Consider the following 23,955-nt stretch of genomic DNA (forward strand, 5'->3'; position numbering starts at 1 on the left):
CGATCGCGATCGTGTCGATGGCGTGCCGCTACCCGGGCGGCGTCGACGGTCCCGCGCGGCTGTGGGAGCTGCTCTCGGAGGGCCGGGACGCGATCGGGCCGTTCCCCGAGGGGCGCGGCTGGGACGTGGCGGGGCTGTACGACCCCGACCCGGACGCGCCGGGCAAGTCGGTCACCACGCAGGGCGGCTTCCTCTACGACGCCGACCGCTTCGATCCGACGTTCTTCGGCATCAGCCCGCGCGAAGCGGAGCGCATGGACCCGCAGCAGCGGCTGCTGCTCGAGTGCGCCTGGGAGGCGCTCGAGCGCGCGGGCGTCGCGCCCCACGCGCTCGAGGCGAGCGCCACAGGCGTCTTCGTCGGGCTGGTGTACAGCGACTACGGCGGGCGGCTGCTGGAGCACCTCGAGGTCTTCGACGGCTACGTCGCCACCGGCAGCTTTCCCAGCGTCGGCTCGGGGCGCATCGCCTACACGCTGGGGCTCCGCGGCCCCGCGGTGACAGTCGACACGGCGTGCTCGTCGTCGCTCGTGTCGCTCCACCTCGCGTGCATGTCGCTCCGCGCGGGCGAGTGCGACATGGCCCTCGCCGGCGGCGCCACCGTGATGGCCACGCCGATGGCCTTCATCGAGTTCAGCCGCCAGCGCGGCATGGCCCCGGACGCACGGTGCAAGGCCTTCGGGGCGGCGGCGAACGGCATCGGCCCCGCGGAGGGCTGCGGGATCCTGGTGCTCAAGCGGCTGTCGGACGCGAAACGCGACGGCGACCGCGTCCTGGCGATCGTCCGCGGCTCCGCCGTCAACCAGGACGGCCGCAGCCAGGGGCTCACCGCCCCCAACGGCCCGGCCCAGCAGGACGTCATCCGCCAGGCCCTGGCCGCGGCGGGGCTCACGCCCGCCGACGTCGATGCCGTCGAGGGGCACGGCACCGGCACGCCCCTCGGCGACCCCATCGAGGCGCAGGCGCTGCTGGCGACCTACGGCAAGGCGCACACAGCGGAGCGGCCGCTCTGGCTCGGCTCGATCAAGTCCAACTTCGGGCACACGCAGGCCGCCGCGGGGGTCGCGGGCATCATCAAGCTGGTGCTGGCGATGCAGCACGCGGAGCTGCCGAGGACGCTGTATGCGGAGCCCCGATCGCCGCACGTCGACTGGTCGCAGGGGCACATCAGCCTCCTGAACGAGCCCGTGCCGTGGCCGCGCACCGACAGGCCGCGGCGCGCGGCTGTCTCGTCCTTCGGCGTCAGCGGCACCAACGCGCACGTCATCATCGAGGAGGCGCCGGCCGAAGCGCCAGCGGCCGCGCACACAGCAGCGGCGGCGGGGGTGCCGTCGACGCTGCCGCTGCTCCTGTCGGGTCGCGACGAGCCGGCGCTGCGCGCCCAGGCCGGGCGGCTCGCCGAGCACCTGCGCGCCCACCCGGACCAGCGGCTGCTCGACATCGCCGCGGGCCTGGCCACGACGCGCACGCACCTCGCCACGCGCCTCGCGCTGCCGGTCGCCGCAGACGCGGCTACGGAGGAGCTGAGCGCCCGCCTTGCGCAGTTCGCCGCAGGCGGCCCGGCGCCCAGCGGCGCCGCCGTGACCGCGCCGGGGCAGCCGCCCGGCAAGCTCGCGGTGCTCTTCACCGGCCAGGGCAGCCAGCGCGCCGGCATGGGGCGCGCCCTGTACGCCACCCACCCCGTCTTCCGCGCCGCGCTCGACGCCGCGTGCGCCGAGCTCGACCGACACCTCGACAGGCCCCTCCTCACCGTCCTCTTCGCAGACGCCGGCACCGAGGCCGCCGCGCTGCTCGACCAGACAGGATGGGCGCAGCCTGCCCTGTTCGCTCTCGAGGTCGCGCTCTACCGACAGTGGGAAGCCTGGGGCCTGCGCGCCCACGCGCTGCTCGGCCACAGCCTCGGCGAGATCGTCGCCGCCCACATCGCCGGCGTGCTCGACCTCCCCGACGCCGCCGCCCTGGTCGCCGCCCGCGGACGGCTCATGCAGGCCCTCCCCCACGGCGGCGCCATGGCCTCCATCGAGGCCACCGAGCACGAGCTCCTGCCCCTGCTCGACCAGCACACCGGACGCCTCTCGCTCGCCGCCCTCAACGCTCCACGCCAGTCGGTCGTCAGCGGCGACCAGCCCGCCGTCGACCATGTCTGCGCCCACTTCATCGCCCTCGGCCGGCGCGCCAAGCGGCTCGACGTCAGCCACGCCTTCCACTCGGCCCGCATGGAACCCATGCTCGACGCCTTCGCCAGCGTCGCTCGCGGCCTGACCTACCGCGCCCCGCGCCTGCCCGTCGTGAGCAATGTCACCGGGCGCATGGCCACCGCCGACGAGCTCACCTCGCCCGACTACTGGGTGCGCCACGTGCGCGAGCCCGTGCGCTTCGTCGCCGGCGTGCGCGCGCTGCACGCCACCGGCGTCACCACCTACCTCGAGTGCGGGCCCGACCCGGTGCTCGGCGGCATGGCCGCAGACTGCCTCACCGCCGACGAGACCCGCGACCCAGGCCTGGTCCCCAGCCTCCGCAAGGACCGCGACGAGGCCCTCGCCATCGCCCAGGCCGCCTGCGCCCTGCACGTCCGCGGACACGCCCTCGACTGGCCCCGCCTCTTCGACGCCACCGGCGCTCGCCGCGTCGAGCTGCCCACCTACGCCTTCCAGCGGCAGCGCTACTGGATCGATGCGCCGCGGCGCGCGGCGGGGCTCGAAAGCGTCGGACTCACGGCCGCAGACCACCCCTGGCTGGGCGCGGCGGTGCGGCTCGCCGATCGGGACGTCTACGTGCTGAGCGGGCGGCTGTCGACGGTCGACCACCCGTGGATCCTGGACCACGTGGTGGCGGGCACGGCGCTGATGCCAGGAACGGGGTTCGTCGAGCTGGCGTGGGCGACGGCCCAGGCGGTGAACGCCGCCGCGATCGCGGAGCTCACCCTGACGACGCCGCTCGTGTTGCCGGCGCGCGGCGCGGTGCAGCTCCAGGTGACGGTCGACGAGGCCGACGCGGATGGCCGGCGGGCGTTCGCGATCCACAGCCGGCCGCATGGGCTCGTCGACCTCGAGTGGACGCAACACGCGACAGGCGTGCTGAGCGCGGAGCCGCCGGCGGGAGCCGACGAGGCGGCGGGGCTCTCGGAGTGGCCGCCGCCGGGCGCGGAGGCGGTGGCGCTCGACGGCGGGTATGAGCAGCTTTCCGAGCACGGCTACGGCCACGGCCCGGCGTTCCAGGGGCTCCGCGGGCTCTGGCGCGCGGACCGGACGCTGTACGCGCACGTCGCGCTGCCGGACGCTGTCGCGGGCACGGAGCAGGGCTTCGGGCTCCATCCGGCGCTCTTCGATGCGGCGCTGCAGTCGCTGGCGCGGCTGTCGCGCGAGGAGGCGGCCGCTGGCGACCCGGTGCTGGTGCCGTTCGCGTGGACGGACGTGGCGCTGTACGCGGCCGGCGCGACCGAGCTGCGGGCGCGCATCACGCTGGAGCAGGCGGAGGGCGGCGCGCCGGCGGTGGCGTCGCTGCTGCTGGCCGACGCGCACGGACGAACCGTGGCGACGACAGGGCGGGTGCGCGGGGCGAGCGCGGCGCAGACGCGGTCCGCCGCGAGCCGTGCGGAGCCGATGTACCGGGTCGCGTGGACGGACGTGGCGCTGGAGGCGGCGGCGTGGGCGCCCGAAGAGCACGTCGTGCTCGGCGGTGACGGTGCGCTGGCGTCGGCGCTGGGCGTGCGCGCGGCGGCCGGGCTGCCGGAGCTGCTCGAGGCGCTGGCGGACGGCGCGGCCGCGCCGCGGCGGCTTGTCGTGGACCTGACGGCGGGCGACGCGGGCGCGGTCGTCACGGCCGTGCACGCCGCGGCGCGCGGCGCGCTGGCCCTGGTGCAGGGATGGCTCGCCGCGCCGCAGCTGACGGCGACGGAGCTCCTCGTGGTGACGCGCTGCGCCGTGGCGACAGGGCCGGACGAGGGCGTTGACGCGCTGGGGCCGGCGGCCGTCTGGGGGCTGCTGCGGGCCACGCGCGCCGAGCACCCCGACCGCGCGGTCCGGGTGCTGGACCTGGGGCGCGAGCCGCTGGACGGGGCGCTCCTGCGCCGGGCGCTGGCCGCGGTGGCGGAGCCGGAGCTGTCGTTGCGCCGCGGCGAGGCGCGCGCGCCTCGCCTGCGCGAGGCAAAGCCCGCCGCGGCGCCGGCGACACGGCTGGACCCTGACGGGACGGTGCTGGTCACGGGCGGCACCGGGGAGCTGGGGCGGCAGGTCGCCCGGCACCTGGTGGCGGCGCACGGCGTGCGGCACCTCGTGCTGACGTCGCGGCGCGGGATGGACGCGCCCGACGCTGCGGCGCTGGTAGAAGAGCTGCGCGCGGCGGGCGCGGCGACGGTCGACGTCGCCGCGTGCGACGTCGCCGCTGGCCCGGCCCTGGCGGCGGTCGTGGAGGCGATCCCGGCGGCGCATCCCCTGACGGCGGTCGTGCACATGGCGGGCGTGCTGGACGACGGCATCGTGACGAAGCTCTCGGCCGAGCAGCTCACGCGCGTGCTGCGGCCGAAGGTCGACGGCGCCATTCATCTCCACGAGCTCACGAAGCACGCGCCGCTCGCGGCCTTCGTGATGTTCTCGTCCGCGGCGGGCACGCTGGGCAGCCCGGGGCAGGCGAACTACACGGCGGCCAACGTGTTCCTGGACGCGCTGGCGGCGCGACTGCGCGCGCGCGGCGTGCCCGCGATGAGCCTGGCGTGGGGCTTCTGGGAGCAAGGCGGGATCGGCATGACGGCGCACCTCGGCGCCGCCGATCGGGCGCGGATGAAGCGACACGGCGTCGTGGCGATGTCGGTCGCGCAGGGCCTGCGGCTGCTCGATCGCGCGCTCGCGCACCCCGAGGCGGCGCTGGTGCCGCTCGCGCTCGACCTCTCGTCGCTGCAACGCGCGGGGAGCAACGCCGGGCCGGTGCCGCCGCTGCTGCGCGGGCTCGTGCGCGCACCGGCCGGCCGGCGCACGGCGGCGTCCGCTTCCGGGGCGAACGGGAACGGGAACGGAGCAGCGGCGCTGCGCGCGCGGCTCTCGCCCTTGCCCGGGGCCGAGCGCCAGAAGGTGCTGCTCGATCTGGTGCGCACGGAAGTCGCGGAGGTGTTCCAGTTGCCGGGCCCCGCCCATATCCCTGCGGACAGGCCGCTGAAGGAGCTGGGGCTCGACTCGCTCATGTCGGTCGAGCTGCGCAATCGCCTGGGTCCGCGCGTCGAGGCGGCGCTGCCCGCGACGCTCGTGTTCGACTACCCCACGCCCGGGGCCATTGCGTCCTATCTGGGCACGTTGCTCAACCTCTCCGGCGAGAACGCACACCCGGGCCAACCGGGGCGCGCTCCGGACGAAGAACACGAGATCCGGGCCGCGATAGCGCGCATCCCGATAACAACCTTGCGGGAGGCAGGGCTCCTCCAGAGCTTGCTCCGACTCGCCCCCGACCAGACGACGTCCGATGACGTCACGCCGAGAACCGATGAGCTGATGGTCGAACACCTCGAAGATGAAGAGCTGCTGAAGCTTGCTTTCGCGTCCACCGGAGGAACCAAGTGAAGGACGAGGTGCTTTCGTTCCGCCGCGCCTTGGAGAAGACGGTCGTCGAGATCCGCCGCCTCAACACGGAGATCGACGGCCTGCGGGCGAAGTCGGTCGAGCCGATCGCGATCGTGTCGATGGCGTGCCGCTACCCGGGCGGCGTGGACAGCCCAGCGGCGCTCTGGCAGCTTCTCTCCGAGGGGCGGGACGCGATCGGGCCGTTCCCCGAGGGGCGCGGCTGGGACGTGGCGGGGCTGTACGACCCCGACCCGGACGCGCCGGGCAAGTCGATCACCACGCAGGGCGGGTTCCTCCACGACGCCGACCGCTTCGATCCGATGTTCTTCGGCATCAGCCCGCGCGAGGCCGAGCGCATCGACCCGCAGCAGCGGCTGCTGCTCGAGTGCGCCTGGGAAGCGCTCGAGAGCGCGGGCATCGCGCCCCACACGCTCGGCGCGAGCGCCACGGGCGTCTTCATCGGACTGATGTACACGGAGTATGGCCTGCGGCTGCTGAACCAGCCCGAATCCCTCGACGGCTACATCGGCATCGGCAGCGCCGGGAGCACGGCCTCCGGGCGCATTTCCTACACGCTGGGGCTCCGCGGCCCCGCGGTGACAGTCGACACGGCGTGCTCGTCGTCGCTCGTGTCGCTCCACCTCGCGTGCACGGCGCTCCGCCGTGGCGAGTGCGACATGGCGCTGGCGGGCGGCGTCGCCGTGGTGGCGACGCCGGCCCCGTTCATCGAGTTCAGCCGGCAGCGGGCCCTCGCGGTCGACGGTCGATGCAAGTCGTTCGGCGCCGGGGCCGACGGCGTCAGCTGGTCAGAGGGTTGCGGGCTGCTCGTCCTCAAGCGGCTGTCGGACGCGCAGCGCGACGGCGACCGCGTCCTGGCGGTGATCCGCGGCTCCGCCGTCAACCAGGACGGCCGCAGCCAGGGGCTCACCGCCCCCAACGGCCCGGCCCAGCAGGACGTCATCCGCCAGGCCCTGGCCGCGGCGGGGCTCACCCAGGCGGACATCGACGCGGTGGAGGGGCACGGCACCGGCACGCCCCTCGGCGACCCCATCGAGGCGCAGGCGCTGCTGGCGACCTACGGCAAGGCGCACACAGCGGAGCGGCCGCTCTGGCTCGGCTCGATCAAGTCCAACTTCGGGCACACGCAGGCCGCCGCGGGGGTCGCGGGCGTGATGAAGCTCGTGCTTGCCTTGCAGCACGCAGAGCTGCCGAGGACGCTGCGCGCCGACCCGCCCTCGCCGCACGTCGACTGGTCGCGGGGGCACGTCAAGCTCCTCAACGAGCCCGTGCCGTGGCCGCGCACCGACAGGCCGCGGCGCGCGGCTGTCTCGTCCTTCGGCGTCAGCGGCACCAACGCGCACGTCATCATCGAGGAGGCGCCGGCGCCCGTCGCGGAGGTGACGAGCCCTGGAGCAGAGCCGCCCGCTGTCGCGCTGCCGCTGCTCGTGTCGGGGCGGGATGAGGCGGCGCTCAGGGCGCAGGCAGAGCGGTGGGCGGCGTGGCTCGCGGCGCACCCGGAGGCGCGCAGGGCGGACGTCGTGCACACGGCCGCCCTGCGGCGCACGCACCTGGGGGCGCGCGCGGCGGTGACGGCGGCAAGCGCCGCCGATGCGGCCGCGGCCCTGACGGCGCTCTCGCAAGGGGAGCCGCACCCCGCGGTGACCCTGGGCGAGGCGCGCGCGCGCGGCGATGTCGTGTTCGTGGCTCCGGGCCAGGGGAGCCAGTGGCCGGCGATGGGACGGGCGCTGCTGGCCGAGTCCGAGGTGTTCGCCGCCGCTGTCGCCGCCTGCGACGCGGCGCTGCGGCCGTTCACGGGCTGGTCGGTGCTCTCGGTGTTGCGCGGGGAGCAGGGAGAGGCGGTGCCGCCCGCCGACCGCGTGGACGTGGTGCAGCCGGCGCTGTTCGCGATGGCCGTGGGGCTCTCGGCTGTCTGGCGGGCGTGGGGCATCGAGCCCTCGGCCGTGGTCGGCCACAGCCAGGGCGAGGTCGCGGCGGCATACATCGCCGGGGCGCTGACGCTCGAGGACGCGGCGCGGGTGGTGGCGCTGCGCAGCCAGCTCGTGCGGCGCATCGCCGGCGGCGGCGCGATGGCCGTGATCGAGCGCCCCGTCGGCGAGGTGGAGCAGCGGCTCTCTCGGTTCGGAGGGCAGCTCTCGGTGGCGGCGGTGAACACGCCGGGCTCGACGGTGGTGTCCGGGGACGCCGCAGCGGTCGATCGCCTGCTGGCCGAGCTGGAGCACGAGGAGGTCTTCGCGCGGCGGGTCAACGTCGACTACGCGTCGCACAGCGCGCACGTGGACGCGATCCTGCCGGAGCTCGAGGCCTGCCTGGCCTCGGTCGAGCCCCGTACCTGCGCCATCCCGCTGTACTCGACGGTGACGGGAGAGGTGCTCGCCGGCCCGGAGCTCGGCGCGGCATACTGGTGCCGCAACCTGCGCGAGCCGGTGCGGCTCGACAGGGCGCTGGCCCGGCTCCTGGACGACGGGCACGGGGTGTTCGTCGAGATCAGCGCGCATCCGGTGCTGGCCATCCCCCTGACGGCCGCGAGCGCCGAGCGCGGCGGCGTGGTGGTGGGCAGCCTGCAGCGCGACGACGGCGGCCTGGGGCGTCTTGTTTCAGCGCTGGGCGCGCTGCACGTCCAGGGGCATCCGGTGGACTGGGCCAGGGTGCTCGCGCCGTACGGCGGCGACCTGGTGGACTTGCCGACGTATGCGTTCCAGCGGCAGCGCTACTGGCTCGAGGGGTCGAGGAGCCGGATCGACGCGAGCGACCTCGGGCTCGCGGCGACGGGCCGCCCGCTGCTGGGCGCCGCAACGCGGGTCGCCGGCACGGACAGCTACATCCTGGCGGGTCGGCTGTCGACAGCGGAGCACCCGTGGCTGTCGGGACAGGTCGTCTTCGAGCGGACGCTGTTCCCGGCGACGGGGTTTCTGGAGCTGGCGCTCGAAGCCGCTGACGCGATGGGGGCGGCGGGGGTGACCGAGCTGGTCGTGCCCGCTCCGCTGATCTTGCCGGCGCGGGGCGCGGCGCACGTCCAGGTCGCGGTTCAGGGACCGGACGAGGCGGGACGCCGGCCGTTCTCCGTGTACAGCCGCGCGGAGACCGCCGGGCTGGACGCGGAATGGACGCTGCATGCCACGGGGCTGCTCGGGGGAGCGCGCGCCAGCGCGGCGGCGGACACGGGGCTCGAGGCGTGGCCGCCGGAGGGAGCGGCGCCGGTGGACGTCAGCGACGCCTACGCGCGGCTGGAGGCCGCCGGCGTGCGTTACGCGCCGAGCTTGCGCGCGCTCGTGGAGGCCTGGCAGGCGGGGCGGCGCATCTATGCGCGCGCGGTGCTGGCGGCCGGCGCGACGCAGGGCCACGGGCTCCACCCGGCGCTGTGGGACGCGGCGCTGCACGCGCTGGCGCTGGTGCTCCTCGGGCAGGACGCGGAGCACGCGGGCGTGCTGTTGCCCCGGGCCTGGTCGGACGTGACGCTCGCGGCGCAGGGGGCGACCGAGCTGCGGGTGCGCATCGATCTCGCGGACGCGGACGCGGAGCACGTGTCGGCGTCGCTGACGATGGCAGACGCGGACGGTCAACCCGTGGCGACGGTGGGGTCGGTGGAGGTGCGTCGCACGACCGCGGCCCAGGTGCGCGCCATGAGCACCGCGACCCAGCACCTGTACGGGGTCGAGTGGAAGGCGGTGGCGCTGGCGGAGCCGCCGCGGTCTGCGGGGGAGCAGGTCGTGCTCGGACCGGACAGCGAGCTCGCGACGAGGCTGGGCGCGCGACGCGCCGGCAACCTCGATGAGCTGTTGGCCGACGGCGAGGCGGCGCGCCCCGCGCCCAGGCGGCTCGTGGTCGACGCGCGGACGCGCCACGACGGCGACGTGCCGGCGGCTGTGCACCAGGCGACGCGCCAGGCCCTCGAGCTCGTGCAGCGATGGCTGGCGGACGCGCGACTGACGGACACCGAGCTCGTGGTGCTGACGCGCGAGGCTGTGTCGACCGGCCCAGACGTGGGGGTCGAAGACCTGGGCCACGCGGCGCTCTGGGGATTGCTGCGCGCAGTGCGGAGTGAGCACCCGGACCGCGGGGTGCGCCTCATCGACCTCGGGCCTGACGCCGCCGCGACGGAGCTGCTCGACAGGGCCCTCGAGACCGTGGCGGAGCCCGAGCTGGCGCTCCGGCAGGGGATCGCGCTGGCGCCCCGGCTCGGCGTGCCGCGCGATCGCGCCGGCGCCCCGGCGCCGATGCGGCTGGACCCGGACGGGACGGCGCTGCTCACGGGCGGCACCGGGGAGCTCGGGCGGCACGTCGCGAAGCACCTGGTGACGGCGCACGGCGTGCGGCACCTCGTGCTGACGTCGCGGCGCGGGATGGACGCGCCCGACGCCGCGGCGCTGGTGGAAGAGCTGCGCGCGGCGGGCGCGGTGACGGTCGACGTCGCCGCGTGCGACGCGGCGGATGCAGCGGCGCTGGCGGCGGTGGTCCGGTCGGTCCCCGCGACGCGCCCGCTGACGGCCGTCGTGCACACCGCAGGCGTGCTGGACGACAGCATCGTGACCAAGCTCTCGGCCGAGCAACTGGAGCGCGTGCTGCGGCCGAAGGTCGACGGCGCCATTCACCTCCACGAGCTGACGAAGCACGCGCCGCTCGCGGCCTTCGTGCTGTTCTCGTCGGCGGCCGGCACGCTGGGCAGCCCGGGGCAGGCGAACTACGCCGCGGCCAACACGTTCCTTGACGCGCTCGCGTCGCACCTGCGCGCGCGCGGCGTGCCCGCGATGAGCCTCGCCTGGGGCCTCTGGGCGCAGGCAGGGCTCGGCATGACGGCGCACCTCGGCGCGGCCGACATCGCCCGGATGAAGCGCCTGGGTGTCGTGACGATGTCGCCGCAAGAAGGGCTCGAGCTGCTGGACGCGGCGCTCCAGCGGCCGGACCCGCTCCTGGTGCCGGCGCCGCTCGACCTCGCCGCGCTCGAGCGAGCCGCGCGCGACGGCGCGCCCGCCTCGCCGATGCTGCGCGAGCTGGTGCGCGGCGCGCCCGCGCGGCGCGCCGCCGCGGGCGACGGCGCGAGCGGCAGGGCCTCGGCGCTGCGCGCGCTCCTGGCGCGGCGGCCCCAGAGCGAACGATTCGCGGCGGTCCTCGAGCTCGTCAGGGCGGAGGCGGCGCGCGTGCTCCGGTTGCCGGGGGCCGCGGCGGTGCCGCCAGATCGGCCGCTCAAGGAGCTGGGGCTCGACTCCCTCACCGCTGTCGAGCTGCGGAACCGGCTGGCGGCGCGGACGGAGGCCAAGCAGCCGGCGACGCTCGTCTTCGACCATCCGACGCCCAGCGCCATCAGCCGATTCCTGCTCAAGCAAGCCGGCGCCGATCTCGCCTCGAGCGAGGCCGTGGCGAGCCTCGTGCCGAGCAGCCGGCGTGCTCCCCTGGATGAGCCGATCGCGATCGTCGCCATGGCGTGTCGGTGCCCCGGCGGGGTCGATAGCCCCGAGGCGCTGTGGAGGCTGCTCTCCGAGGGACGGGACGCGATCGGCCCGCTCCCGGAGGAGCGAGGCTGGAGCGTGGAGCAGATCCTCGGCCGTGATCCGGGTGCCTCGAGCAAACCGTTCAGTGGCCGGGGCGGCTTCCTCTACGACGCTGACAAGTTCGACGCCGAGTTCTTCGGGATCACCCCGCGCGAGGCCAGGTTCCTCGACCCGCAGCACGCCTTGCTCCTCGAGTGCACCTGGGAGGCGCTCGAGCGCGCGAGCATCGTCCCGCAGTCGCTGGAAGGGAGCTCCACGGGTGTGTTCGTGGGCATGGTGGGCGGCATGGCCGCTGGTCACGGCTCGGTATCGAGCGAGGGCTATGCGCTCACCGGGACCGCGCTGAGCACCGCCTCGGGGCGTATTTCCTACGCGCTCGGCCTGCAGGGCGCGGCGGTGACCGTCGACACGGCGTGCAGCTCGTCGGCCGTGGCGATTCACCTCGCGTGCACGTCGCTGCGGACCGGAGAGTGCGATCTGGCGCTGGCGGGGGGCGTGACAGTCATGGGCAGGCCCGAGATCTTCTCGGAGTTCGGCCGGCTCGACATCCTCGCCTCGGACGGCCGATGCAAGGCGTTCGGGGCCACGGCCGACGGCGTCGGCTGGGGCGAAGGCTGCGGGGTCTTGCTGCTGAAGCGGCTGTCGGACGCGCAGCGCGACGGCGACCGCGTCCTGGCGGTGATCCGCGGCTCGGCCGTCAACCAGGACGGCCGCAGCCAGGGGCTCACCGCGCCCAACGGCCCGAGCCAGGAGGCGGTCATCCAGAAGGCCCTGGCGGTGGCCGGGCTGACGGCGGCCGATGTCGACGCCGTCGAGGCGCACGGCACCGGCACGCGCCTCGGCGACCCGATCGAGGCGCAGGCGCTGCTCTCGACCTACGGCCAGGCCCACACCGCGGGGCAGCCGCTGTGGCTCGGCTCGATCAAGTCCAACCTCGGGCACACGCAGGCCGCCGCAGGGGTCGCCGGCGTGATCAAGATGGTGCTGGCAATGCAGCACGGGCAGCTCCCGAGGACGCTGTACGCCGACACGCCCTCGCCGGACATCGACTGGTCGCAGGGGCACGTGAGGCTCCTGGTCGACGCGGTGCCGTGGCCGCAGAGCGCGCGGCGGCGGCGCGCGGGCGTCTCGTCGTTCGGCATCAGCGGCACCAACGCGCACATCCTCGTCGAGGAGGCCCCGGAGCCGCCGCAGGCGGGGGCCGCGCCGGAAGCGCCGGTGACGCTGCCCTCTCTGCCGCTGCTGGTCTCCGGCCGCGACCTCGCGGCGTTGCGGGCGCAGGCAGCGCGCCTCGCCGCGCACCTGCGCGAGCGCCCCGACCAGCGGCTGGTCGACGTGACGGCGAGCCTCGCCACGACGCGCACGCACCTCGCCGCGCGGCTGGCGCTGCCTGTCGCCGCGACCGCTGGACGCGACGAGATATGCGGCGCGCTCGACGCGTTCGCGGCGCGGGGGCTGGCCTTGAACGGCGCGTGGGCCACACCGGCGCAGCACCGCGCCGGCAAGATCGCCGTGCTGTTCGCGGGGCAGGGTGCCCAGCGGCCCGCGATGGGGCGCGGCCTCTACGAGGCGCTCCCGGTGTTCCGCGAGGCGCTGGACGAGGTGTGCGCGCGCCTCGACGCTCACCTCGACGCGCCCCTGAAGGACGTCCTCTTCTCCACCGAGGGCTCCCCGGAGGCGAGCACGCTGCACCAGACCGGATGGGCGCAGCCGGCGCTGTTCGCGCTGGAGGTGGCGCTGTACCGGCAGTGGGAGGCGTGGGGGCTGCGGCCCGACGCCTTGATGGGCCACAGCCTCGGCGAGATCGTGGCGGCGCACGTGGCTGGGGTGCTCGACCTCGCGGACGCGTGCGCGCTGATCGCGGCGCGCGGGCGGTTGATGCAGGCGCTGCCGACGGGCGGCGCGATGGCCTCCATGGAGGCCTCCGAGGACGACGTGCGGCCGTTGCTCGACGCCCAGCAGGGGCGGGCGTCGCTGGCGGCGCTCAACGGCCCGAGGCAGACCGTCGTCAGCGGCGACGAGGACGCTGTCGACGCTGTCTGCGATCACTTCAAGGCGCAGGGGCGCCGCGTCAAACGGCTGACTGTCAGCCACGCGTTCCACTCGGCGCGCATGGAGCCGATGCTCGAAGCGTTCCGCGCTGTCGCGGCGACGCTGACCTTCCGGGCGCCGCAGATCCCGATCGTGAGCAACGTCACGGGCGAGCGGGCGCCTGTCGACGCGTTGACGTCGCCCGACCACTGGGTCCGGCAGGTGCGCGAGGCCGTTCGCTGGACGGACGGCGTGCGCGCGCTCGAGGCGGACGGCATCACCACCTACGTGGAGTGCGGCCCGGACGGGGCGACGTGCGCGATGGCGTCGCAGTGCGTGACGCGCGCTGCGAAGGCCCCCGCGTTCGTCTCCAGCCTGAACCGGAAGGGCGACGAGGTGCAGGCGCTCGTCAGCGCCGCTTGCGCCGTTCATGTTCGCGGCGACTCCCTCGACTGGAGGGCGTTCTTCGCCGGCTCCGGCGCTCGGCGGGTGGAGCTGCCGACCTACGCGTTTCATCGACGGCGATACGGGGTGGACGAGCCGAGCCCTCGCCCCACGGAGGTCCGGACCCCGGACACCACGCGGACGCGCGTGCACGTGAGCGCGGACGATCCGACGGTCCACGGGCACGTCGTCGGCTCCCAGACCCTCTACCCTGCCGCCAGCTACATCGACCTCGCGCTCCGCGTCGCCGCGAGCGCCGGGCAGGCCTGTGTGCGCGCCGCGAACCTGGCCTGGTTCGCCCCCGCCATCGTGCCGCCCGGGGGCCTGTCGCTCGACGTCCAGCTACGACGCACGAAGGCTGGCCTCGAATGCGAGGTCTCCAGCGGAGACTCCGACCAGCGGACCATCCATTTCCAGGGCACCCTGATCGGCGGCGATCCCGGACCGTGGCCGGCGGTCGACCTCCGCCGGATCATCGGAGAGTGCTCCCTTCGTCTCGACAGGGCCCACCTCTACGGCATCTTCGCAAGCTACGGATTCAGCTACGACCGGGCTTTCCAGTCCGTCGCGTGGCTCGTCAGCAACGCGAACGACGTGGTGGGACGCGTGGAGCTGCCGGCGTCCGGGTCCGCGACAGCCGAGCACCACCTCCAGCCGAACCTGCTCGACGGCGCCTTTCAGACCATCGTCGGGCTCGACGCGGTCAGCGCGCTGAGCGGGCCCACGACCGACGCGGGCTTCAACTTCGTGCCGTCCGCCATCCAGGATGTGCAGATCTTCGGGCGCCTTCACCGCGCTGCGTACGTTCGCGCGACCCGACGCGGCAAGGCGCACGGCTCGCCCTCGTTCGACTTCCAGCTCCTCGGCGAGAACGGCGAGCCCATCGCGCTCGTCACGGGCCTGACGTTCCGCAAGCTCCGTTCCCGAGCCGAGCTCGACGCGCCCTCCGCCCCCGCCAAGAGACCAAGCAACGGAGAGGCCGCTCGCCCCAGGAACGTGCCAGCTCCTGCCAACGTGCCAGCTCCTGGCGGTGACCACGCCGACGCGTCCCCTCGCGCGCCGTCGGCGGAGGTGCTGTTCTTCTCGCCCGCATGGGTCCCGGAGAAGCCCGTCATGGCCGCCTCCGTGACAGGAGACATCGTCGTGTTCGGGGACGATGACGCGCAGATCACCCATCTCCGGGGGCTCCTGCCGCTGGCTCGGCTGATTCACGTCCGCTCCGGACCGAGCTTTCAGCGCACCGGTCCCGCCGCCTACGCGGTCCGACCCGACAGCCAGGAGGATCTCTCCGCGCTCTTTGCCGAGTTCGACGACGCCCGGTCGAAGTCGCTTCGGGCCCTCTATCTCTGGGACCTGTCCCGCAGCGCGGCCGAGGGCTCGGCGCTCCCGGGCGACGGTGACGTCGCGGCGGCGATCCGCTCGTTGTTCTGCCTCTTCAAGGCTCACATGGCCGAGCGGCGAAAAGGGATGCAGCTCCTCTATCTCACGTCGTCGGCGACGAGCGCAGTGCCCGTGAACGAAGCCGTGCTGGCGTTCTTCCGGACCATCCGCACGGAGAACCCGACGTATGTGGGCAAGGTGATCGCCGTGGCCGATCCGGGCCACATCGGCCGCGCCTGCGCCACGGAGCTCGGCCTCCCGACCGGCAGCGACGTGGTCCAGCATGTCGACGGCGCTCGCCACGTCCGGAAGCTCTTCTCGCGAGAGCCGGCCCCCCGGGAGCGCCTGCGAGACGCGCTCCCGCTGGCGCCGGGCGGCACGTTCGTCCTGACCGGCGGCGCAGGCAAGATCGGCCTGCTCCTGACAGACATGCTGGTGCGGGAGTACCAGGTGAACGTCGCCCTCATCGGTCGCTCGCAGCTCGACGAGCCCCGGCGACAGGCCATCGACAGCATAAGGTCAGGTCCTGCCCGGGCGCTCTACTACTCGGCGGACGTCGGGGTGCTCAGCGACACCGACAGGGCCATCGGAGACATCCGCGCGACGCTCGGCCCCATCCGCGGGGCGATCCATGCGGCGGCGATCATCCGCGACAGCTTCTTCATCAAGAAGACCCTCGCGGAGGTCGACAGCGTGCTGCGACCGAAGGTCAACGGCGCCATCTACCTGGACTTCCTGCTGCGCGACGATCCGCTCGAGATGTTCGTCCTGTGCTCGGGCCTGGCCTCTCTCCTGGGCAATCAGGGGCAATCGGACTACGCGGCCGCGAACGGGTTCCTCGATGGATTCGCGATCCAGCGCGAAGCGCTCCGGCAAGCAGGCCGACGTCAGGGGCGCACAATCTCCATCAACTGGCCCTTGTGGGGGGGCGACGGAGGCATGGGTGTACCAGACTACATCGAGACCGAGCTCCTGAAGCGTGGACTCGTGCCGCTCAACACCAGCGACGGTGTGACGGCGTTTCGGCAAGCGATCGCCATGAAGGAGCCGCAGGTGGCGGTCGTCGCCGGACAGAGGGCCGCAGCCCGGCGGCTCCTGCGCCCGTGGCTTTCAGAGGGGCGAACGGAGGATCATCAATGACAAGCTGGTTGCTGGCGAAGACGGAGGAATTTCTCGGGGACCTGGTCTCCGAGGTCAGTGAGATCCGCCGGGACACGATCTCTCCTGACGCTGATTTCCAGGAGTTTGGTCTCGACTCTCGCTTCGTCATCGCGATGAATTCGAGGCTGGAGCAATATTTTTCCGGCCTGCCTCGCACGCTGTTCTTCGAGTACCCGTCCATCCGCGCTGTCGCCAGCTACCTGGTCGAAGAGTTTCAAGACCAGCTCCACGCGCTCTTTCCCGACGGCGAGCCAGCCGAGGCGCCGCGACCTGCGCAGAGCGTGCCGGTCGCCCGACCCAGCGACGCCATCCCCAGCGGCGCTTCGCCCGGCGGCGCTTCGCCCGGCGGCGCTTCGCCCGGCGGCGCTTCGCCCCAGACCTCCGCGGCCGATCTCTCCGATCTCGCTTCCCTGATCCAGCAGATCCCGCTCCCGGAAGCGGTCCTGTCGAGCGTCGAACTTCCCCGGGTCGACACCCGGCCGGCGGCGCCCGCTCCCTCTGTGGCCAGAACGTCATCCAGCGACCAGAGCGGCGATGACATCGCCGTGATCGGGGTGGCGGGCAGGTACCCGAAGGCGAGAAACATCGAGGAGTTCTGGCGCAATCTGCGCGAGGGCCGCGACTGCATCGAGCCGTTGCCGAAGGATAGGTGGGACCCGGATCCGTCGGACCCGCTCCGCTGGGGCGGGTATCTCGACGGCGTCACCGATTTCGATTCGCTCTTCTTCGGCATCTCGCCGCGTGAAGGAGAAGGGATGGACCCCCAGGAGCGGCTCTTCCTGGAGGTCGCCTGGGAGACCATCGAGAGCGCCGGCTACGACCCCCTCAGGCTGGGTCGCAGCGGAGAGCCAGCGTCCGTCGGCGTCTTCGTGGGGGTCATGTACGGCGAATATCAGGTCTTTGGAGCGGAGCTGACGCTCCTCGGCCAGCCGACCCTGGTGAGCTCCTCGTACGCGACGATCCCGAACCGCGTCTCGTACTTCCTGAACTTCAGCGGCCCGAGCCTGGCCCTGGACACGATGTGCTCGTCGTCCCTGACGGCGCTTCACCTCGCGTGCGCGAGCCTGCGCTCAGGAGACTGCAAGATGGCCCTCGTCGGAGGGACCAACGTCACGATCCATCCAAACAAGTACCGGCTGCTGGAGGCCGGGAAGTACCTGGCGAGCGACGGCCGGTGCCGGAGCTACGGCGCGGATGGCGACGGGTATGTCCCCGCCGAGGGCGTCGGCGCAGTGCTCATCAAGCCCTTGGCCGACGCGCGCCGAGACGGCGACACGATCTGGGGTGTCATCAAGAGCACGAGCATCAACCATGGCGCGCGCGCGCGCGGCTACACGACCCCCAATCCCAACGCTCAATCGGCCTCCCTGTCCCGCGCGCTCGAGCGCGCGAAGATCGAGCCGCACACGCTCGGATACATCGAGGGTCATGGGACTGGCACGTCGCTGGGTGATCCGATCGAGATCCGCGGCATCCAGAAGGCCGTGGGCCGCGTTCCGGAGAAGATCCCGATCGGCTCGGTCAAATCGAACATCGGGCACGCGGAGTCTGCCGCGGGCGTCGCGGGCCTCACGAAGGTGCTCTTGCAGCTTCGGGCGCGGGAGCTCGTGCCCTCGATCCACTGCGAGCCCCCGAACCCGAACATCGACTTCGACAGGGCGCCCATCCAGGTGCAGCGGCACGCCGCTCCCTGGAACCGCAAGACGGTCACGTCGGGCGGCGTCACTCGAGAGATCCCCCGGCGGGCCGTCGTCTCCGCCTTCGGCGCGGGAGGCAGCAACGCGCACGTCATCGTCGAGGAGGCCGACGCGCCAGCGCTGCAGCGCACCGTGTCCGCGCAGCCTCGGTTGTTCGTCCTGTCGGCTCGCTCCGTCGAGCGGCTCCGCGCCCACGCGCAGAGCTTTCTCGATTTCTTCTCGAGGATGTCGACCCTCAGGGAGCCCGAGGCGAGGGAGCTCTTCTACGATATGTGCGCGACGCTGTACTTCGGCCGCGCTCCGTTCGAGGCGCGGCTTGCCATCGTGACCGAGAGCCTGCGGACGTTGCAGCAAAAGCTCGCCGCGTTCGTTTACGGCGCCTCGCGAGACCCGGACATCCTCGTGAGCGATGGGCGATCGCCCGCGGCCACAGACGGCGGGCAGCGGCAGCTCTCTGGCCTCGCCGATCTGGGGCGGCGCTGGGTCGCGGGAGAGGCGGTCGACGCGAGCGAGCTGTTTCCGCATCCCTGGAAGAAGCTGGCGCTGCCTACCTATCCGTTCGAACGGCGGCGGCTGTGGGCGCCTTCCGGAGACAAGCTGTACGATCTCAGGTCCGCCGCGGCGCCGGCTCCGGCGGCTCCACCAGGGAACGGGGCTTCACCGAGGGAGGTCCCTGCGAACGTGCCGCGGGCGGCTCGTGCGGACACCGCAGAGACAGCCGTCGTGAACGGCCCGCATCACGCACGGATCGCGCCGGCCGAGCGGAGGCTCGACGTGGCCGAGCAGGCGCTCGCGGTGGCCGAGCGCCCCTCACCCCCTGGCCGGGGCCCGTCGACGAGCGAGGCGCGGGAGAGCGAGAGCGGTCCGCACGTCACGAGCACGTTGAACGGCCACACGAGCGCGTTGAACGGCCACGCCGCGCGAGCGACAGCGCCCGAGCGCCCGGCGGCGGCCGCTCAGGCAGCAGATCAGGGCGCGGCCGTCGAGATCGTCCAGGAGATGGTCCGCGATCTCGTGGCGCAGATCCTCTTCGTCGACCGCTCCACCATCCTGCCCGACGCGGCGCTGTTCGATTATGGCCTCGAGTCCGTCAGCTCCGTAGAGCTCGCGGAGCGCCTCAACGCGATGCTCGGCGTGGACATCACGCCGACGAGCTTCTACGAGTTCAACACGCTCGCGCACTTCAGCCGCCACCTGGTCGAGCGCTACAACCTCGCGGACCGGCTCTCCGGTCTCGGCGCCGGGCTCGCCGGGGGGAGCTCCGCTCCCATCGGCCCGTCCGGTCGTGGTGATTCGCCGCCACGAGCGGCCGCCGGAGCCGAGCGCCCCGTGGTCGGCGCAGCGGCCGCCGAGGGCGCCGCCGCGCCTGCGGCAGGCGGACCCACCGTCGAGGAGCTCTGGGCCAGCGCGATGCACGCCGAAGGGCTCGCCGTGCTCCCGGGCCCCGAGCCCCGGCGCTCGGCCTCCGGGGTTGAACGCCCGGCGCCGCCCGTTCAGCCGTCGGATCAGGCCAGGCCCGTCGAGATCGTCCAGGAGATCGTCCGCGATCTCGTGGCGCAGATCCTCTTCGTCGACCGCTCCACCATCCTGCCCGACACGGCGCTGTTCGATTACGGCCTCGAGTCCGTCAGCTCTGTCGAGCTCGCGGAGCGCCTCAACGCGATGCTCGGCGTGGACATCACGCCGACGAGCTTCTTCGAGTTCAACACGCTCGCGCATTTCAGCCGCCACCTGGTCGAGCGCTACAACCTCGCGGACCGGCTCTCCGGCCTGAGCGCCGGCCTCGCCGGGGGGAGCACCGCTCCCGCGCGGGCCAGCGCGCCTCGCGCCCAGGGGCCCGCGGCGCCCTCGAGCCCCGAGCCCCGAGGCTCGGACGCCGAGATCGAGCTGCACGTGATCCCTGGCGTCGACGGACACGCCGTGGAGTTCGCCACGCTCGGCTCGGGCGTACCGCTCTTCGTGCTCGGCGGCCTGCTGGCGACCCATGACGCGCTGACCTTGAACCCGGATATCCTGTCGCTCGGTCAGACCTACCGGGTGATCATGGTTCATCCGCCTGGCGCAGGCCGGAGCGAGCTGCCGCGCGGCGAGCTCACGATGGATTTCATCGTGCGGCAGGTCGAAGGCGTGCGGCAGTCGCTCGGCCTCTCGTCTGTCGTGCTGGTCGGCTACTCGTTCGGTGGCCTCGTCGCGCAGGCCTACGTCGCGCAGTTCCCCGAGCGGGTGTCGAAGCTCGTCCTGGCGTGCACGACGTCGGACCCGGCGAGCGTCGTGAACGGCATGCACCTCGTCGCGGCCGAGGCGCAACGCCACCCGGACGGTCTCCGGGCGCTGCAGTTCGCCGACGTGAGCAAGTTCCCGCTCTACTCCCAGCTGAGCACGCGGCTCCGGCCGGAGACGCTCGCTCATCCCCCCGTGCCGACCCTGATCGTGGCGGGAGCCGAGGATCGGTACGTGCCGACCCTCCACGCCGAGCGGCTCGCGCGCGCCAATCCCAACGCGACGCTCCACATCGTCGAGGGCGCGGGGCACTTCCTCGGCCTGTCTCACGGCGGCGTGCTGGTCCACCTCGTGAATGGCTTCGTGCTCGGGGACAGGACCGCTCCGGCGAGGTCTCCTGCGGTCGGCGCCTCGCGGCGCGGTGGGCTGCGCAAGATGAGCCAGGAGTCGGTCCGCGCGCTGAAGAGCTACCTGGAAGAGGGAGAGATCGCTTCGGGGGTGGAGGCCTCGCCCGTCGCGGGTCAGGTCGGCTATTTGCTCAACCGGCTCCTGAGCGGACAGGAAGCGCCGAGCAGCCCCTACCACTGCTTCTTCATGCCGTCCGGCATCGAGGCGGTCGACGCGGCGCTGCGGTTCGGACGCCGCCGGGCAAAGCTCTCCAGGGGCCTCGGCGACGCGAAGACGCTCGTCCTCGATCCCGAGGGGGCTCTCCGCCGGCATTTCGAGTTCCTCCCGCAGGAGAGGCTCTTCCCCGATCTGATCTTCGTGGGCGAACCGCGCGAGCTGCTCCGGATGCTGCAGGGCGCCGGGGACATCGGCGCCGCGTACGTCACCACGGCGTGCGATGACGCGACCCTCGAGACGGTCGCGGCGGAGTGCGCCCGGCGCGGGATCGTGTCGGTGCTCGGAGAGCTGCACGCGGACACCGGCGAGCTCGTCTCGGCGAGGCTGCGCTCGAAGCCTGACGTCGTGGTGCTCGACGAGGCCATCGCTGGTTTCGAGCTGCCGTTCGGCGTGTGCGCGATACGGCGCTTCCATGAGAGCGGCGTGTGGACGCGCCAGCCCGAGGAGTTCGCTGTGCGCGTCCCCGGATCGATGGCGGGGCCCGCGCTCACCGTCGTGAGGGAGAACATCCTGCGGCGATTCCGCTCCGTCGTGACGAGCGACACCACCGCGAACCTGCACGCGATCGCCGCGGATCAACGGCGCACGAAGGAGGCTCACCGGAGCTATGTGAACCCCGTGCTGCTGGAGTCGCTCGACGCGTTCGGGCTGGCGGTCCGGCAAAGGCACGCGGACCGACGCGGCTACGAGATCGAGCGAGATGACGGGAGCTCGGCCCGGGTCGTCAACCTGTACCTCGTGACGAGCGCGTCGTTTCGAGGGCACACCGGCTCCGAGATCGCGCAGTCGGTCCTGGGCGCCCACGACATCACGAGGGACTACTGGGCGGATCTCGAGAAGCGCATACCGCGCGAGACGGGCTTCGAGCGGGTCTTTCCCGCGGCGGGCCCCGCGACGGCGGTCGAGACGGCGGTGAAGCTCGGGCTGCTCGCCGCGAGGAAGGGCTCGGCGCTGCTCGTCCTCAAGGGGAGCCCCATCTTCACGCGGCTCGGGGCGCTCGTCTCGCACGCGGAGCCCGGCTCGCCGCTGGAGGCCCTCGTGGAGAGCTGCCCCTGGTCCAAGGTGCTGGCCGTCGATCCGTTCGGCGAAGGCGCGGCCGCCGAGCTCGAAGTGAAGCTGACGTCGGACGACGTCGGGTTCGTCTGGCTCGAGACGCTGCAGTCGGACTGGGGCGGTCTACGGAGCGTTCCGGATGCCGTGCTCGAGGTGATCGACAGGCATCGGGAGCGGTCGGGGTACCTGGTGGGCGTCGACGAGACCTACACGAGCCTGGGTTGTGGCCGGATGTTTCACTGGCAAGGCAAGCTCGCCCGCCCCGACGTCGTCGCGGTGTGCGTGGGCTGGACGGACTGCCAGCTCCTGGCGGGCTACGTCCTCACCACCGAGGAGGTCGCGGCGCGCGCGCGGCAGCGCAACGAGGCGGCGGTCTCGGCGCTGCAGGAGCAGCTCCGCTGCCAGCTCACGGCGCATGCGACGCTGCGCCTGCTCGACGTCCTGAAGGAGGACCGGATCCTGCCGCAGATCGCGGAGACCGAGCGACGATTCTCCGGCGCGTTGAACGACTTCGCGGCCGAGTGCGGCCTGGTCAAGCGCGTCTGGGGAGAGGGGCTCTTCTGGGCGGTGCAGTTCGATCTCGACGGGTGGCCCCGCTTCGTCCGTGACTGGTTCTCGTCATTCCTCTGGAGTGAGTGCTTGCGAGATCCAGTGGCGCCCGTCGCGCTGTCGATGCAGCCGCTGACGCCAGCGTGCATCCGCGTCGAGCCGCGCTACGACATCCCGGCTGCGGAGCTCGACGCCGCGATGGGCACGCTGAAGCGCGTGCTCGGCAAGGGTGTGGAGGGGATCGTCGCGAGCGTCGCCGACGACGTCGAGCGACGGGGAGACACCCGCCGCGCAGCGCTGTTCCGGAGGATTCTTCAAGGGTTCAAGACGACATGAGCGCCCAACCTGAGTACTGCATCGTTGGCGGCGGGCCCATCGGCATCGGCATCGGGAAGTGCTTCGCCCAGGAGGGGCTGAAATTCACGATCGTCGAGGCCGATGAAGACTTCGGTGGCACATGGGCGCTCTCCCAGCGTTCGGGCCTCGTGTACAAATCGACCCACCTGATCTCATCGAAGAAGAACACGCAGTTCATCGACTTCCCGATGCCGGCGGATTACCCGTATTATCCCAGCCACGCGCAGATGCTGTCCTACCTGCGCAGCCTGGCGACGCATTATGGCCTTTACGACAGAGCGTTGTTCGGCACCCGCGTCGAGCACGTGGCGCCGAATGGCGGGGGCTGCCGCGTTCGCCTCTCGAACGGAGAAACGCGGACGTTCTCGGCCGTCGTCGTGGCCAACGGGCGCATGCGCACGCCCCTCACCCCGCGCTATCCGGGGGTCTTCAGCGGGGAGACGATGCACTCGGCCGCCTACAAGTCACACGAGGTCTTCCGCGGGAAGCGCGTGCTCGTCATCGGCGGCGGGAACTCGGGCTGCGACATCGCCGTGGACGCAGCGCTGGCGGCCGAGCAGACGATCCACAGCACGCGGCGTGGGTACCATTACATGCCCAAGTTCATTCACGGCAAGCCCACCCAGGAATGGCTCATGGACATGGGGTCGCGGTTCCGCTCCCAGGACGAGTACTGGTCGTTCGTCCAGCGGGAGTTCAAGGCGGCCGGCTACGACCCCGTCGATTACGGTCTGCCGCGCCCCGACCACGCCATTCATGAGGCGCATCCGATCTTGAACTCCCTGGTCCTCTACTACATCGGCCACGGGGACATTCATCCCAAGCCGGATGTCCGGCGCTTCGAGGGCCGGACGGTAGAGTTCGTGGATGGCACGCGCGCGGAGGTCGATCTCATCCTTTATGCGACGGGCTACGAGATGGATTTCCCGTTCCTGGCGGAGGATCTGAGGCCGAGCGACGGCGCGCTGGAGCTGTTCCTGTCGATGTTCCACCGAAAGGCCGACAGCCTCGTGTTCGTCGGTTATTTCAACGCGGCGTCGGGGCTCGGCAACCTGCTCAACTGCGGCGGGGCGCTGGTCACAGACTATTTGATCGCCCGCGAGAAGAACACCGAGGCATTTCGAGTGCTGCGCAGGCTCATTCAAGGGCCCGAGCCCGACATCGGCAGAGGTCGTTTCCTGAACTCTCCGCGGCACCGGGTCGAGACGGATCTATGGAAGGCGATGAAGGTCATGAATTTCTTCCGGTCAGTGCTCAACCCGGCACGGGCAGCCGGAGACGTGGTGCGCGCCTGACGGAGGCCAGGCGCGCGCCTCGCAGCAGCGGTCGAGTCGACCCGGGCGGGTCGACGTGAGGGCTTCATGCCCACGGCGCTGCCTCCGCGAG

The 23,955-nt window shown here is 72.6% G+C and carries 4 protein-coding genes; all 4 read left to right on the plus strand.

The annotated features are described in order from the left end of the window. Nucleotides 1-11 precede the first annotated feature (11 nt). From WMF42_RS38655 to WMF42_RS38670, 4 genes are read left to right on the plus strand one after another with little or no spacing between them, the layout of a single operon-like run. Nucleotides 12-5,546, plus strand: coding sequence for a type I polyketide synthase (locus WMF42_RS38655; protein WP_437694403.1), 5,535 nt, complete (start codon nt 12-14; stop codon nt 5,544-5,546). Continuing rightward, a complete protein-coding gene (locus WMF42_RS38660; protein WP_437688199.1) occupies nt 5,543-16,048 on the plus strand; it encodes an SDR family NAD(P)-dependent oxidoreductase in 10,506 nt (3,501 codons plus the stop codon). The genes WMF42_RS38655 and WMF42_RS38660 overlap by 4 nt, the downstream gene beginning before the upstream one ends. After that, nucleotides 16,045-22,548, plus strand: a complete 6,504-nt coding sequence (locus WMF42_RS38665; protein ID WP_437688200.1) for an alpha/beta fold hydrolase — start codon at nt 16,045-16,047, stop codon at nt 22,546-22,548. The genes WMF42_RS38660 and WMF42_RS38665 overlap by 4 nt, the downstream gene beginning before the upstream one ends. Beyond that, nucleotides 22,545-23,864 (plus strand): flavin-containing monooxygenase, encoded by a 1,320-nt coding sequence (locus WMF42_RS38670; RefSeq protein ID WP_437688201.1) that lies wholly within the window; start codon nt 22,545-22,547, stop codon nt 23,862-23,864. Before WMF42_RS38665 ends, WMF42_RS38670 begins: the two co-directional genes overlap by 4 nt. Nucleotides 23,865-23,955 lie beyond the last annotated feature (91 nt).

The organism is Sorangium sp. So ce176 (assembly GCF_051519835.1).
Taxonomy (GTDB): domain Bacteria; phylum Myxococcota_A; class Polyangia; order Polyangiales; family Polyangiaceae; genus Sorangium; species Sorangium cellulosum_G.

Coding starts and splice junctions, on each gene's coding strand:
- WMF42_RS38665 (WP_437688200.1), top strand. CDS start 16,045: ATGACAAGCTGGTTGCTGGCGAAGACGGAGGAATTTCTCGGGGACCTG.
- WMF42_RS38670 (WP_437688201.1), top strand. CDS start 22,545: ATGAGCGCCCAACCTGAGTACTGCATCGTTGGCGGCGGGCCCATCGGC.